The organism is Microcoleus sp. PH2017_12_PCY_D_A (genome assembly GCF_020738565.1).
Lineage (GTDB): Bacteria > Cyanobacteriota > Cyanobacteriia > Cyanobacteriales > Microcoleaceae > Microcoleus.
Map to the genome: position 1 here is coordinate 1 of NZ_JAEQCI010000099.1, position 15305 is coordinate 15305.

14 protein-coding genes and 1 pseudogene are annotated in these 15305 nt (G+C 47.9%); 6 read left to right on the forward strand and 9 right to left on the reverse strand.

What is annotated here, in order from left to right; translation table 11 throughout:
* Positions 1-6: 6 nt before the first annotated feature.
* From JGK39_RS25000 to JGK39_RS25030, 7 genes and pseudogenes are all read right to left on the reverse strand, one after another.
* The gene (locus JGK39_RS25000) at positions 7-345 is read right to left on the reverse strand and encodes a DUF4276 family protein (RefSeq protein WP_293297719.1); all 339 of its coding nucleotides are present in this window, start codon (positions 343-345) and stop codon (positions 7-9) included.
* A pseudogene (locus JGK39_RS25005) lies at positions 345-692 on the reverse strand (AAA family ATPase); the annotation flags it as partial. The gene JGK39_RS25000 and the pseudogene JGK39_RS25005, both read right to left, overlap by 1 nt.
* 12 nt (positions 693-704) lie before the next feature.
* A complete protein-coding gene (locus JGK39_RS25010) occupies positions 705-1448 on the reverse strand; it encodes an AAA family ATPase (RefSeq protein ID WP_293249397.1) in 744 nt (247 codons plus the stop codon).
* 249 nt (positions 1449-1697) lie between these two features.
* On the reverse strand, positions 1698-3284 hold the full coding sequence (locus JGK39_RS25015) for an NAD(P)H-quinone oxidoreductase subunit 4 (RefSeq protein WP_293249394.1): 1587 nt from the start codon (positions 3282-3284) through the stop codon (positions 1698-1700).
* Positions 3285-3824: 540 nt separating this feature from the next.
* Entirely contained in the window at positions 3825-5870 is a 2046-nt protein-coding gene (locus tag JGK39_RS25020) for an NAD(P)H-quinone oxidoreductase subunit 5 (RefSeq protein WP_293249391.1), read from the reverse strand.
* A gap of 551 nt (positions 5871-6421) precedes the next feature.
* Entirely contained in the window at positions 6422-6799 is a 378-nt protein-coding gene (locus JGK39_RS25025) for a thioredoxin domain-containing protein (protein WP_293249388.1), read from the reverse strand.
* A gap of 45 nt (positions 6800-6844) precedes the next feature.
* On the reverse strand, positions 6845-7558 hold the full coding sequence (locus tag JGK39_RS25030; protein WP_293249385.1) for an NnrU family protein: 714 nt from the start codon (positions 7556-7558) through the stop codon (positions 6845-6847).
* Positions 7559-7830: 272 nt separating this feature from the next.
* Between JGK39_RS25030 and JGK39_RS25035 the strand changes: the two genes are divergently transcribed.
* The 5 genes from JGK39_RS25035 to argJ all read left to right on the forward strand — a co-directional run bounded on the left by JGK39_RS25035 (position 7831) and on the right by argJ (position 13130).
* Positions 7831-8835, forward strand: a complete 1005-nt coding sequence (locus JGK39_RS25035; protein ID WP_293249382.1) for a LysR family transcriptional regulator — start codon at positions 7831-7833, stop codon at positions 8833-8835.
* Between the two features lie 330 nt (positions 8836-9165).
* The gene (locus JGK39_RS25040; protein ID WP_293249379.1) at positions 9166-10620 is read left to right on the forward strand and encodes a serine/threonine-protein kinase; all 1455 of its coding nucleotides are present in this window, start codon (positions 9166-9168) and stop codon (positions 10618-10620) included.
* A 202-nt stretch (positions 10621-10822) separates the two neighbouring features.
* The gene (locus JGK39_RS25045) at positions 10823-11017 is read left to right on the forward strand and encodes a hypothetical protein (RefSeq protein WP_190739984.1); all 195 of its coding nucleotides are present in this window, start codon (positions 10823-10825) and stop codon (positions 11015-11017) included.
* 62 nt (positions 11018-11079) lie between these two features.
* Entirely contained in the window at positions 11080-11220 is a 141-nt protein-coding gene (locus JGK39_RS25050; RefSeq protein WP_293249478.1) for a hypothetical protein, read from the forward strand.
* A 668-nt stretch (positions 11221-11888) separates the two neighbouring features.
* Positions 11889-13130, forward strand: a complete 1242-nt coding sequence (gene argJ, locus JGK39_RS25055; RefSeq protein ID WP_293249374.1) for a bifunctional ornithine acetyltransferase/N-acetylglutamate synthase — start codon at positions 11889-11891, stop codon at positions 13128-13130.
* A 117-nt stretch (positions 13131-13247) separates the two neighbouring features.
* Here argJ and JGK39_RS25060 read toward each other — a convergent pair whose 3' ends face one another.
* Positions 13248-13817, reverse strand: a complete 570-nt coding sequence (locus JGK39_RS25060) for a Uma2 family endonuclease (protein ID WP_293249371.1) — start codon at positions 13815-13817, stop codon at positions 13248-13250.
* Between the two features lie 74 nt (positions 13818-13891).
* Between JGK39_RS25060 and JGK39_RS25065 the strand changes: the two genes are divergently transcribed.
* Positions 13892-14017 carry a hypothetical protein gene (locus JGK39_RS25065; RefSeq protein WP_293297716.1) on the forward strand — a complete coding sequence of 42 codons (126 nt, stop codon included), beginning with the start codon at positions 13892-13894 and terminating at the stop codon, positions 14015-14017.
* A gap of 227 nt (positions 14018-14244) precedes the next feature.
* Here the strand turns inward: JGK39_RS25065 and JGK39_RS25070 are convergent, their stop codons facing one another.
* On the reverse strand, positions 14245-15252 hold the full coding sequence (locus JGK39_RS25070; RefSeq protein ID WP_293297722.1) for a zinc-dependent alcohol dehydrogenase family protein: 1008 nt from the start codon (positions 15250-15252) through the stop codon (positions 14245-14247).
* Positions 15253-15305: the final 53 nt, after the last annotated feature.

Sequence of the window (15305 nt, forward strand, 5' to 3'; positions counted from 1 at the left end):
GTAAGGCTAACACTGCATAATTTCAGCCCAAAAGCGTTTGGCTTCCAAGTTTTCACAACTGATAAAAAAATCCGACCCACATCTGCGGAATGTGGGATATAAATCAATCATAGTTGTGAAAAACACATCCGGGGCTTTCTCTTGCTTCATAAAACGCATGATGTCATTCTTCATCGGCGCATAGTTACGACCGCCACCTCGATGTACCTTACCCTTCTTTTTTGCATGAGCAATCAATATGGGATTGTGCATAAACACTCCATATTGAGCTAACTGCGGTTTGATCGAAGTGTCAGCGAATGTCTGCTCGGTTTGTCCTTCGGCAAATAGGTAAACACGCGCCATTAATGCGGCCCTCCACCAAAGATATTTTTCTCCCAAATTTCTCCCAGACTATACTCGTCAAGCCAAGCATCTAATTCTGTAGGATTTAGCCTCTTAAATTGCGACTCCTTACCATCTAGGTTCACCGCAATTACATCTTCAGGATCGAAATTATCCAAGAAAGAACTAGATTGAGTGCTAATGAGAATTTGCGTATGGAGTGCAGCCTTGCTAAATAAATCAGCTACAACATTTAGGGCATAGGGATGAAGCCCCAACTCCGGCTCATCAACAACAATGAGTTCTGGCAGTTCATTTTCAGGCTGTAAAAGCAACGTGGCAAGGCAGATGGCACGTAAAGTACCATCGGAAAATTGATGCTATCCAAATACGCGATCGGACTCTTTTGCTCGCCAGTTAAGAATGACTCGATTAGATGCGTCTGGCTCAAGAACAAAGTCATCGAAAAACGGTGCAATCAAACGGATTGTTCCGATAATGCGCTGATAAGTTATACCCTCATTCTCTTTGCGAAACCTCAGAAGTAATGCAGCTAAATTGCCAGCGTCAGACATTAGCCATCGATCGTCGCCAACATAACAAGATTGACGCACGTCTGCTGTAGATGATGTGTCGTGAAAGTGATACACGCGGCAGCGGTTAAGCAAGAAACTCAGCGTTTTAGCCGTTTGCTTTCCTTCGTTTGCTGATTTGCTAATTTGAGTTTCCTGATGTCCTGCACCCAGTTCGTCAGTTCTTGGGTATGGCCAACCCGTTTGTAGAAAGCTCAAGGTTTCTTCGGCAAATATCAGCGTATCACCAGCCGCATGAAACAGCCGGATATGGTAGGTATCTACCCCGTTGTCAACTTCAAATTCCAGCTTTGCTTCTATCTGGGGCGTTATCTTAGGCCCAAAGTGCAAGAGAGATTGAGCGCGCCCCGACGTGCCAATGTACTGTTGCAAGCGTCCAGCCATCATCTCATTAAGCATCTTGAAAAACGAGATAAGATTGCTCTTCCCTGCGCCATTTGCTCCAATCAGAATATTTAGGGGATGCAACTCAATATCTATTGCCTTAATAGATTTAAACCCATTGAGGGTTAATCTTTTTAGCTTATTCAAAAGTCAGTCTCCTAAGTCTGCGATGTTGTGTTTGCTTTTTAGCCTTACTGTCTAACTATTAATTATACTACTGTTGCGATCTAACACTCCATCGCACTCCCTGACCGCATACCCACTTTGTTTCTCAAACCCAATTCCAGATTACTTGAGAACCAAAGTTTCCCGGATTTGTCTATCAACAAAAACAGAAAACCCCCAAACCCTATTTCTAAAAAGGTTTGGGGGTTTTCTGCCTAAATTCAGTTCAAATTAGAACTTGCTCGGCTCGATCGCCGGAGCACGCAGAGACACCGTTTTATCAGCAGCAGCCTTAGCCACCAGCGACGGCACAGAATCCCGCAACTTTGCAGTCAACTGTGCAGTAGTCGCATCGTAAACCTGAGTCAGAATTTTCGGATACAAGCCAATGCCAATAATCGGCACTAACAAAGCCGCAATAATAAACACTTCTCGCGGTTCAGCATCCACTAACTCTTCGTGTTCCGCCAACTCTTTATTTTCCGGGCCGTAGAAGATTTCCCGCAGCATCGACAGCAGATAAATCGGAGTCAAAATTACGCCGACAGCAGCCAGAAATACCACGCAAACCTTAAACACCGGATTGTAAGCATCGCTGGTTGCAAAGCCTACAAATACCATCAATTCTGCGACAAAACCGCTCATTCCCGGCAAGGCCAAAGAAGCCATAGAGCAAGCAGTCCACATGGCGAAAACCTTCCGCATTTTCTTGCCGACTCCGCCCATTTCGTCGAGCATGAGCGTGTGCGTGCGATCGTAAGTGCAGCCTACCATGAAGAACAAACTGGCCCCGATCAAACCGTGGGAAACCATTTGCAGCATGGCGCCGCTAGTTCCCAAATCGGTAAAGGAAGCTATCCCAATCAGCACAAACCCCATGTGGGAAATTGAAGAATAGGCAATTTTGCGTTTCAAATTGCGCTGAGCAAAGGAGGTTAAGGCGGCGTAAACAATGTTAACTACACCCAAAATTACTAAGATGGGTGCGAAAATAGCGTGAGCGTCGGGGAGCATTCCCGCATTCATCCGCAGCAAGGCGTAGCCGCCCATTTTTAGCAGAATTCCTGCTAGCAACATATGGGCGGGTGCGGTTGCTTCGCCGTGGGCGTCAGGGAGCCAAGTGTGGAGGGGAAAAATTGGCAGTTTGACGCCGTAGGCTATTAAGAATCCTGTGTACAGGAGCAATTCTACATTGGGCGCGAATTCTTTGGCTGCGATCGCCCGCATATCGAAAGTCACCGTATCGCCGTAAAACGCCATCGTCAGCGCCCCAACCAAAATAAACAGCGAACCGCCTGCGGTGTACAGGATAAACTTAGTTGCTGCGTAGAGGCGCTTCTTGCCGCCCCAGATTGACAAAATCAGGTAAATCGGGACTAATTCCAGTTCCCAAACCAGGAAAAACAGCAACATATCCTGTACGGCAAAAACTGCGATTTGGCCGCCGTACATTGTCAGCATCAAAAAGTAAAATAGCTTTGGTTTAAATGTGACAGGCCAAGCTGCTAAAGTAGCCAGGGTAGTAATAAAACCTGTCAGCAAAATCAACGGCATTGACAAACCGTCAGCACCAACTGACCAATTTAAATCGAGTTGCTGCACCCAAGTATAACTTTCTACCAGTTGCAAGTCTGGATTGCTGAAGTCGTACTGAGTGCAAAAAGCGTAAACAAGCAGGGCAAAATCGAGCAAACCCACAATTAGTGCATACCACCGCACCGTCTTGCCATCCTTATCGGGAATCAAAGGAATTAGCAGGGACGCAGCAATGGGAAACAGAATTGTTGTTGTTAACCACGGAAAATTAGCTGTATCCATTGCGTTTTAAAATTATCCATCAACTATTAGGTTTAAACATATTTTGACGATTTTGGTCTAAATTTTATACTTTCTTTATACGAAACAATTCTTTTTGTAATGTTTGCGACGATTTGTGCGATCGCACGATTTGAGTTTAATGCAAAATTTATTTCTATTTGCTAATTGTCAATTCTGAGTTATTGAGCTAATACTATTGCTTAAAATATTACTCGTTACCAGGCTGAAGCCTGGTAACGCAGATCCGGAGGCTCTGCCTCCTTTTCAAGAGCGAGGCAGAGCCTCTAAATATCGGTTCCTTTCGCAGAGCCGGGGAACCAGGAAGGCGTGTAAACAATCGCCTGAAAACCTTTGTATCTCTCGTCGATCGCTGAGGCCAGATCCCCCCTATCCCCCCTTAACAAGGGGGGGACAAGAGCCTGCTCAAAGTCCCCCTTCTTAAGGGGGATTTAGGGGGATCAGACCTCGGCAGTAAACGAGAAAGACAAAAGGTTTCAGGCGATTGTTGACACCCATAGGCATTGCCGTTTTCCGATCGATTTAACCGACTCCAGAAACGATCGCAAAACCCAGAACTGCGACAAACACAATCAGGGCGTAAAATTGAGCGCGACCGTTTTCAATGTATTTCAAGGCTTCGCCTGTTACCAGGGTGAGAAACCCTGTCAGGTTGACGACACCATCGACAACGCGCAAATCAACTTCCATGACTTGCCGCGCTAAACGGCGGCTGCCCTTAACGAAGAGAACTTCGTTGATATCGTCGAGATACCACTTGTTGAGGGAGAATTCGTAGAGCGGTTTGATTTTTTGGGCGATCGCGCCTGCATCGATTTTCCGGCTCAAATACATCAGAGAAGCCAAAGTAATGCCCAACAAGGCAATACCTACAGAACTTCCGCCCATGATTAGAAATTCCGTCAAATCGAACTCGGCGGCGTGTTCCAAAACTTCTTCCAGAGACTCCCCAGGCGCGCGCACAAACTGCTCGAAATAATTGGCAAACGGCGTACCGAGAAAACCGATAAACACAGAAGGTACTGCCAGCAACACTAACGGCAGAGCCATTGTCAGAGGAGATTCGTGAGGGAAATGGTCGTGTGCGTCGTGACTTTCGCCAGTGGATGCCAATTCCTTAACGTTCATCGCCCCAGGGCCGAAAACCAAACCCGGTTGGAGAAGTTGTTGCTTGATGGCGTTGTTATTGCCCCGGAATTCGCCCTCAAAGGTGCTGAAATACATCCGGAACATATAAAACGCTGTCATCCCCGCAGTTACCCAGCTCACAGCCCACAGTGCGGGATTTGCTTGGAAAGCTTGGGCGAGGATTTCGTCTTTTGACCAAAAACCTGCAAAGGGCGGAATGCCGCAGATTGCTAAATTGCCGATTAAAAAGCAAGTAGCGGTAATCGGCATATATTTCCGCAAGCCGCCCATGACTCTCATGTCTTGAGCGAGGGCGGGGTTGTGCCCGACGACATCTTCCATGCCGTGAATGACTGAACCCGAACACAGGAACAGCATTGCTTTGAAGTAAGCGTGGGTCATTAGGTGGAAGAGTCCGGCACTGTAGGCGCCGATTCCCATTGCCATTACCATGTAGCCCAATTGGGAGATGGTGGAGTAGGCGAGGCCTTTTTTGATGTCATTTTGGGTAATTGCGATCGACGCACCCAGAAATGCTGTAAAACAGCCGGTGCAGGCGATCAAATTCATGACTGCCGGCAGCCCTTCAAACACTGGGTACATCCGAGCGATCAGGAAGACGCCGGCGGCTACCATCGTGGCGGCGTGGATCAGAGCTGAAATTGGTGTGGGGCCTTCCATGGCGTCTGGGAGCCAGACGTGGAGGGGGAATTGAGCGGATTTGGCTGCTGGGCCCAAGAAGATCAGGACTCCGAAGATTGTCGCTAGAGTTGCGCTCAAAGCACCGGATTCGACTAGGGAGTGCAGGCGTTCGCCCATTACTTCAAATTCAAAGCTACCGGTGGCCCAGTAAATGCCGAGGATGCCCAGCAGGAGGCCGAAGTCGCCGACGCGGTTGGTGACGAAGGCTTTTTGGCAGGCGTCTGCTGCTGGTTTGCGATCGTACCAAAATCCGACTAGCAGGTACGAACACATACCTACCAGTTCCCAGAAAATGTAAATCTGAACGATGTTCGGGCTGATTACTAGACCTAGCATTGAGGCGCTGAAGATGCTCAGGTAGGCGTAAAATCGCACGTACCCGTCATCGTGTGCCATGTAGCCGTCGGTGTAAATCATCACCAAAAAGGCGACCGTGGTGACGATCGCCAGCATTACCGACGTGAGGGGGTCGATGATATAGCCCATGTTCAGCGAGAAGTCCCCAGCAGAGGCCCACTGAATGGTTCGGGTGTAGGGTGCGTGGCCCTGTAGTTGACTCCACAGCAATGCGAAAGACATTACCGCTGACCCTCCGAGGGTCGAAAGGATTAAAATCGCATTCGCTTGTCGGAGTTTGTTGGTTGCCTGGTTAAAGGTGATTAAGCCTAAACCTACTAGCATTGCGCCTGCCAGCGGCAGGACTGGAATCAGCCAAGCGTATTGATAAAGCAGTTCCATGACTGATAGGTAGTTTAAAGTTTCTACTAGATATTGCCAAAACTGTTAACAATTGTGACACACGCCTGCGCGACTGGGCAGAAATACTTGTTCTAATTCTCAAGATCGGACGGCGGTTGAAACCGCTTTTGACCTTGAACTCGAATGTAGCGAAGCGCCCGTCATAAGCGCTTGGAGTGGCATTCGCCTACGAGTTCAAGGTCAAACTACAAAAACGAAGTCTGCTTTCGGGCCCACTGAATAAAATTACGTAAAACGTAATTTTAACTGCCCCCTCGGAAACCCGCTCCCGTTGGGTGAAAGTTTGTATAGACGCGGTTTCAACCGCTCAATCTTATTTAAATCTATGGCAAAAGATAGATTGACAAATCTCCAAATTTTGGATACAGCATAGGAATAAATAAACCGGGTTTTTCCACCAATACCCTCGCGCTCGATGCGGTATTTTCGTAAAAAAACCCGGTTTCTGCCTTTATTTAGGTGTCGGGTTGCCGATCGAATGGCCAATTCCCGAATTCCTTGTTTCCTCAGGGCGAAATGCCTTGGAATTGTTACCTGTTCAATGCTTCCTGAGGTTGCAGGCGTTGAGTTTGGGGAGAATTCGGAGCGGCGAGCATCCAGGAATCCAGAGTCCGCCGCAGTTCCTCGCGGCCTTGATACTGTTCAAATCTAAATAGAACTCGATCGCCCTCAAATAAAATCAGTGTGGGCAGACTTGTCAGCCGGTAAGTGTTGGCCAACTTCAAACTTTGATCGGCATTCACCCCTAGGAGCTTGACTTTTCCTGCCCACTGTGCCTCAAAAGTCGCAAGCGTGGGGTCGATAGCACGGCACAAACCGCACCAAGGCGCCCAAAAGTGAACTAAAACGGGGGTAGAGGCTTGAAACACCTCTTGTGCAAAAGTGCGTTCGCTAACCGACAACACCATGATCCCTCAAAATTTAATAATTTTTTTTCTATCCTAGGGATCATGCTACCAGTATATGTTCGCAGTGACACGCATCAGAAAAGGATGAATTTTCCACAGCAGGCCTGTAAAAATGACTACGCCTAGGTAGGAAGGGCGCAAAAACTCAAGCAAATCAAGGGTTTGACGCTTTTGCAGGATTGCCAAAAATGGAATAATTGAAGTTTGAGATTTGATGGTTTCAAAGGATTCGCCAAAACGAGCCCGCAGCCGGCTGTCGCCGTGCCAGACTCCGAATAGGTGGTGAAGTACCAAACCGATGGAAGTGACGAGGGTAAAGCTAGTGCCAATCCACAGGGTGTGGGCCACGCACCAAATCACCTGTCCCACCATTTGCGGGTGACGGGTGATGCGGATGATGCCGGCTTGGTAGAGGTGAACTTCCGGCTTTTGGATGGCGGCAATTTCTAGGAGGTTGAAGGTTGCTGGGTACAGAAACAGAAAGGAAATTGCTGACAGTATCCAAACTGCGGGTTTAACTCCGGGCACGCCCTGTACTTGCCAAAGCTGCACGCCGTCGTAGCGGTGGTTGAAAAAGTAGACAACCAAAATCACGGCTAGCGGCAAACTGACAAGGGCAAATAAAACGCGGTAAAGTCTCGCCCCGATCAGCTTTTCACCTTTGGGGCGGAGGGCTGCTAAACCGCTGTGGGCGATCGCAAAACCAAATAAAAGTCCGAGAATAACTAAGTGGGAGTCAAGCGCTAAGTCGATCGTCATTGCAAATATTAAGAAAAGTTATTGATTGTCTGCCAAATTGTGTCACAAAGTATCTATAGGAGCATTCAGCGGTTATCAGTCATCAGTCATCAGTCATTAGTCATCAGTCATCAGTCATTAGCGCTCGGCCAAATCGCAGCTACAGACAAATGAAAACTGCTTTCTTGACAACTGCCCACTGCCCACTGCCCACTGCTTTCTTGACAATTGCCCGCTACCCACTGCCAACGGATAACGGACAACTGACAACTGACAACTGACAATTTAGATATATGTCTGACCTTCCTTTCACTTTAGACCAGTTACGCATTCTCAAGGCGATCGCCTCTGAAGGAAGCTTCAAACGCGCCGCCGACAGCCTCTACGTATCCCAGCCAGCAGTTAGCTTGCAAGTGCAGAACCTAGAGAGACAGTTGGACGTGCCGCTGTTCGATCGGGGGGGGCGGCGGGCTCAACTCACCGAAGCCGGACACCTGCTGCTGAGTTACGGCGAGAAAATTTTATCGCTTTGTCAAGAAACTTGTCGAGCTCTCGAAGACTTGCAAAATCTCCAAGGCGGTACTTTGATCGTCGGCGCTTCTCAAACCACGGGGACATACTTGCTACCCCGAATGATTGGGATGTTTCGGCAAAAGTACCCGGATGTAGCGGTACAGCTTCACGTACATTCCACCCGCCGCACGGCGTGGAGTGTGGCCAACGGGCAAATCGATTTAGCAATTGTTGGCGGAGAAATTCCTACCGAACTTGTAGAAGCTTTAGAAATTGTTCCTTACGCTGAGGACGAACTGGCTCTGATTCTCCCTCCGTCTCACCCGATGGTACAACAAGAAAGCATCGAAAAAGAAGACCTTTACAAATTGCAGTTTATTTCCTTGGATTCGCAGTCTACTATCCGCAAAGTCATAGATCAGGTGCTGACTCGCTGCGGCATTGACACGCGCCGCCTGAAAATCGAGATGGAACTAAATTCGATCGAAGCCATTAAAAATGCCGTTCAGGCGGGGCTGGGCGCTGCTTTTGTGTCGGTTTCGGCGATCGAAAAAGAGTTGATGATGGGTGTCTTGCACAAATCTCAAATGGACGAAGTTTTAGTAACTAGGATTTTATCGCTGATTTACAACCCCAACCGCTACCGTTCTAAAGCAGCAGAGGCTTTCAGCAATGAAATTTTGCCTTCCTTCGCTACTTATTCGAGTACCCATGATAAGAAAGAACCTTCGGTCATGGATTTGGGACTGATAGAAATAGCAACTCCCAACTCAGGGGTAAGTTGATTTATTAAGTTGCTCGCATTCAGCAGTTCGCGCGTAGTTTAGAAGTTAAAATCTGGTTTCAAAACCCCTGGAAAAATCAATAAATTGGGAATTGAAAATGGGGAATCTGGAATCGGCAATTGGCTTTTTTGATACCAAAACCTAATACCAAAACTAGATAAAGAGGGTAAAATAAACTGGGATTGGTATTAAAAACTTTAACCGCCTAGAATTAGGAATTAAATTAATTACAATTCCCAATTACAATTCCCAATGCCCGATGCCCTGTTTGGCCAATGCCCAATGCCCATGCCCAATGCCCAATGCCCAATGACCAATTAGCAAACAAAAATGGAAGTTTACTGCACCCGTCCGGGCTGCCCGCGCCCTCAAAACAATTTTCCCGACCTCGATGACAGTTCGATGCTGAAAACGGTGCAGCAAAAGTTTTGCACGACTTGCGGAATGCCTCTGATTTTGAGCGGCCGCTATTTGCCCGTGAGGTTGTTGGGTCAAGGCGGTTTTGGGGCGGCGTTTTTGGCCCGAGACCGCTATACTCCGGCGATGCGGCAGTGCGTTGCTAAACTTTTGCAGCCTTCGGCAAATATGACTCCGGCACAGCTAAAAATTGCTCAAACTCTGTTTGAACGGGAAGCAGCGGTGCTGGAAGAACTGGGAAACGAACATTCGCAAATTCCGAGTTTGCTGGCGTTTTTTGAGCTGACTGTTCCGAGTTTGCAGCCGGGGAAAAATGACCCGTTTTTCTATCTGGTTCAAGAATTTATTGACGGTAAAAATTTGGAGGAGGAACTTGCTGTTAAAGGCAAGTTTTCGGAAGCGGAAACAATGGAGGTGCTGCGGGAAATTTTGAAGGTTCTCGATTTTGTCCACTCTCGCGGTTCGATTCACCGGGATATTAAACCTGCTAATATTATGCGGGCTAAAAGTGGTCGGCTTTATTTATTAGATTTTGGGGCTGTTAAACAGGTGACGCAAACTGCGGGTACTTCTAAGGCTTCGACTGGTATTTATTCTTTGGGTTACGCTCCGCCCGAACAGATGAACGGGCAAGAAGTTTATCCAGCAACGGATTTTTATGCTTTGGCTGTGACTTGCATTACTTTGCTTAGCGGTTTGCCGCCGACGGAATTGTTTGATAGTTATGAAAATGAGTGGAATTGGCGATCGCACGTACAGGTAAGCCCGCGTTTGGCTCAAGTTCTCGATCGAATGTTGTTACCCGCTCCCAGCCAGCGCTATCAATCGGCGATCGAGGTGGAAGCGGCTCTTAAATACAATTCTCAACAGCCTACGATGGTCGTGCAGCCGCGTTCTTTACCCACTCCGACTCCCCTACCGACTCAGCCGCCGCCACCGACTCAGCAACCTCCTGTGCCTGTTCCCGCGACTCCTCCGGGAAACCTGCAATCTGGGCCGCGAAGGGCTTTTTCGATTTGGGATATTTTGGGTGGGGCTGCGTTTACGGGTTTTGAGGGGGGGTTGCTGGCGATCGCCCTGACGAGTTTGCTGCCATCTCCTGGCCTTAGCATCGGATTGTTGGGTGCGATCGTGGGGGGTTTGATTTACGGCCAGTACCGCAGGGCGATCGAGCAAACTGAGATGCTGATTATCAGCGCAGGTACTTTGGCCGTGCTGTGGTTTTTCCCGGCTTTGCGCGCTGCAGTGACGATTTATCCGAATTCTCCTTTCACAGGCGTGTTGTTTGTGGGATGGTTGGCTGCTTTGGGGGCGATCGCAGCCACAGCTATTTTTCGCTTAATTTATAAGTTACTTTCTACTTTCTAGTAGGGACAATGCTTTCAGCCTTCCCTAACCTGATTTCTATCACAACTCTAGCAAAGTAGCCATTTTAGGCACTTCTCGCCTTAGTGTAAATTTTTGTAACAATTTTAATTTTGTAGCTTTAGATACAGAAATATCTGATATAGTCATAAATAGGAACAGAAAAGCAGCCCAACCTTAAGCAAGGAAAACGGAGGAACCGGATATGTCTACCGAAAATCAAGCCCGCTCTCTGATGATGCGCCACCACCACATGGTGAAGAACCGGCAGCAATCCATGCTCAACCGCACCGCCACCGAAGTCGGAATGGAAGATACTCACTACTGGGGCCACATTCAAGGCAAGCCGCAGCCCAGCCTTCAAGCCAGTTACGATCGCAGCAACGCCACCATGAGCTAAGGCAAAGCTCAATTTCCCCAATTGCCCGCAAGCCTATTACCTACATTTGGAGAAAACCAGTGATGTCTACCCAACAACAAGCGCGCAGTCTGATGATGCGCCACCAACACCTCATCAAAAACCGTCAGGAATCTATGCTCAGCCGCGCGGCTGCTGAAGTTGGTTTAGATACTGGTTCTGCGGTGAGTGTCGATCGCAAATAACTCGTTTTTTCAACAGCGAGACAGTTGAATCGAGTCTGTTGTTTGCCAGCTAAACATTAATAATAACAGTTACAAAACCGTCGCGACTTGTTCTTGAGTTAGATATCTACAGAATAAGTCGCGATTAGTTTTAGGGAATTGATTTAACACAAACAATGAAATATAATATTGCTCAACTATATTTTCCTATCGTTTCCGGTTGCATCGGAATGATTTAACCACAGAGGCCACAGAGAACACAGAGAACACAGAGAGAATAGAGAGATTAAGGGAGCATCTCAGTTTTGTATTTATACCATTTTGCGAAAATCGTGCAACACTCTTCCACCCCCCCTAGCCCCCCCTTGTAAAGGGGGGGGACAAGAATACTGTTGCATTCTTTTTTAAAATTGGTATTACAGTGCTGTCGGGAGTTCAAAAAGGTTCGTAGTACGGACTTCAGTCCGCTCTTTAAAAAATGCTGATTGCAAAACTGAGATGCTCCCGAGATTAATAATTCCAATGCTACAGAATTTGAGATCGCGCATCGGGCAAAGAACGATTAAACGACAAAAAAATAACTCATTGATTCGTCATTTGTTGGCAATCTAAAATCTAAAATCTAAAATCTAAAATCTAAAATGATATAATCCCCTCTCAATAGAATAGAACGCTCTAGGGAGGTCATCATGTCGGACTGGAAAGAAATTGGCGGCGGAGTTACAGCACCGAGAGGATATCGAGCATCGGGAATTACAGCGGGTTTGAAGCCTTCAGGCTTGCCGGATTTAAGTTTAATCTTGTCCGAGGTGGATGCGATCGCCGCAGGAGTCTTCACCACATCCACAGTCCGGGCTGCTTGCGTGGACTACTGCCGCGAGCGTTTGCAAGCTAAACCCAGCGCCAAAGCAATTTTGTGCAATGCCGGCCAAGCTAATGCGGCCACGGGCGAAGCAGGTTTAGCAGATGCCCTCGAAAGCGCGAAATTGTTGGGAGAAGCGCTGAATATTCCTTCTGAATCGATTCTTTTGGCATCCACTGGCGTGATCGGACAGCGGATTAAAATGGAGCCGCTGAGGGCGGGTATTCCGCGATTGGTTGCTGAGGCATCGGAAACTGGTTCTGATGCGGCTGCTAAGGCTATTTGTACGACTGATTTAGTGCCGAAAACGATCGCCCTGGAAACCATGTTTGGCGATCGCCCCGTGCGGATCGGCGGCATTTGCAAAGGTTCGGGAATGATTCACCCGAATATGGCAACAATGCTCGCATTTGTAACGTGTGATGCAGCAGTGTCGTCGCATTTGTGGCAGGAAATGGTCAGTCGGGCAGCTAACAGAAGTTTCAATCAAATTACTGTTGACGGCGACACCAGTACCAACGATTCGCTAATTGCTTTGACTAACGGCCAATCCCGCACGCCTGCGATTACGGAAATGGGGGCGGATGCTGAAAAATTAGAGGCGATGCTAACAGAAGTTTGCGTGCATTTGGCAAAGGCGATCGCCCGTGACGGCGAAGGTGCAACTTGTTTGGTGGAAGTACAAGTTAGTGGCGCCGCCGACGAAGTTTCTGCGAGTAAAATTGCCAAAACAATTGTCGGTTCTTCTTTGGTGAAAGCTGCTATTTTTGGACGCGATCCGAATTGGGGAAGAATTGCGGCGGCTGCGGGGCGCGCGGGCGTTGCTTTTGAACAAGAGAATTTGCGGATTCAATTGGGAGATTTTTTGATGATGGAAAACGGACAGCCGAAGGAGTTCGATAAATCTGCTGCGAGTAATTATATGAAGGCTGCTGCTGCTGGTGAATATCTGAAGGAAGACACGGTTTTAATTCAGGTTGCTGTCGGGAATGGCGGCGGTTTTGCGAAGGCTTGGGGATGCGATTTGAGTTACGACTACGTGAAGATTAATGCGGAGTATACGACTTAAGGGCAGTAATTTCAGAGGCCCGGGCGGTTGGAAACCGCGGCGACACAGCCCGGGCGGTTGGAAACCGCGGCGACACAGCCCGGGCGGTTGAAAGAGACTGATTCCTCTAATTCTCATTCAAACCATCGGCAAACTCAGCACAAATCCAGGCAACACATCTTCGCCGGACAAACTAACCGGAAACTGTACAATTTCCACCTCACGATTAGCGCGATAAATTTCCACTTGTTCGTCTTGAGGATTAATCAACCAACCCAAGCGCAAACCGCTGTTGAGATATTCCTGCATTTTCTCCTGAAGCGGCTTTAGCGAATCTGTGCGCGATCGCAATTCTATGACAAAATCAGGACAAATCGGCGGAAACTTCTCCCTTTGTTCATCAGTTAAAGCCGACCATCTTTCCAAGCTAACCCAAGCCGCATCAGGGGATCTATCTCCATTATTAGGAAGCCGAAAAATAGTTGAAGAACTAAACACTCTCCCTAGCTGCGTTTGACGATTCCACAAGCCCAAATCTATAATTAAATTGGCTTCTCGATTGCCGCTGACTCCGCCTACTGGTGACATAATAATGATTTCCCCTTTCGTTGTCCGTTCAAATTGCCAATCTCGATTCATCTGGCATAAACGGTAAAACTGTTCGTCTGTTAATTCGACACTATCTAAGTTTAAAGTAACGGTTGTCATTTTATTACCTCTCTTCTCTTCTCTTCTTCTCTCTTCAGTCTCGCGTTGCGCGGACTTTGTTTTTGTAGAAGCGATTGAAATCGCCGATTCCTGTGCCGATTCCTAAATCGCCGCTAATCTATTTTAGCGCCGTTTATGGCCGATCGCGATTAGGGCGATCGCACCCAACACCCCTAGAACAAATCCCCAACCAATACTAGACCAAAAAACGGTATTCGCAGGGATTTGATTTTGCTGACTGTGCAAAATAACACGATCGTTATTACCTCCCAAGAAATAGCCCTATTTCGCTCCGAATTAGCCGCCTATCCCGAAGCTTTAAAAGCCCTCGACGAAATCGAAGATGGCGAGGTAAATATCGAATATTCTTCAACCCGCTTGGAGTGGGTTTCGTTTGTGTCGCCTCGAATTCGATTCGCCGGGAATCTCAATCGCCCGCAATTTCAAGCACTATTTTACCCGTTACTGAGCCTGTTTCTAACAACTCATGGGCGGCTTGAGCTTGTTCTAGCGGGAAAGTTTGGCTGACGTGAATTTTGAGCAAATCGCGATCGCACAAACGAGCGCACTGCTGCAAAATCTTCGCCTGCTGTTCCTGTTCCTCCACCAAACCTTGCAGCATCGGTGTTAACATTAATTCCAGACTAATTCGCAGATTTCGCGTTCTCGCCGTTTTCAAATTCCCCAAAGCCGGATCGGGTTCCAAAATCGTTACCAAATCTCCGTAAATCTTCACAGCCGGAATAGTTTGGTAAAAAGTTTCTCCCCCGACAGTATCGAAAGCCAAATCAACTCCTTGTCCCTGAGTCCAAGTCAAAACCCGATCGACAACATCGGTATTTTTGTATAAAATAACTGAATCTGCCCCTAACTGCCTTACAAATTCGGCTTTTGCTTCGGAACTAACAGTAGTGCAAACCTCAGCACCCTGCAATGAAGCCAACTGTATCGCGACGTGGCCGACACCGCCTGCACCAGCTAGAATTAGCACTTTTTGTCCGGGTTGCAAGCGCCCTCGATCGTACAGGGATTCCCATGCTGTAATTAAAACTAACGGTGCAGCCGCTGCCTCAGCAAAACTTAAAGCAGCAGGCTTGAGGGCGAGAAAACGTTCGTCTACAACGGCAAACTCGGCATAAGTACCGATCGACCCGCCCAAACCCCCGTGGCAGAAAAAAACCTCGTCTCCCACTTGGACACTCTGCACCGCAGCACCGACAGCCTCTACCACTCCAGCACCGTCGCACCCCAAAACGTGAGGAGTTTTCTCGGGGTAAAAAGTGCCGCGCGATCGCAACTTAGTATCTATCGGATTGATCCCCGCCGCCCGCAACCGCACCAAAACTTCAGTTTCTGTTTGTATAGTAGGGGCTGAGATATCTTGCAGTTTCAATACGGACGGGCTTCCGGGCGTTTCAAAAACGATCGCTTTCATCAGGGGTATTAACTCTATTTTCGCCTTCACTTCCGATCCTACCTTGTATGTGT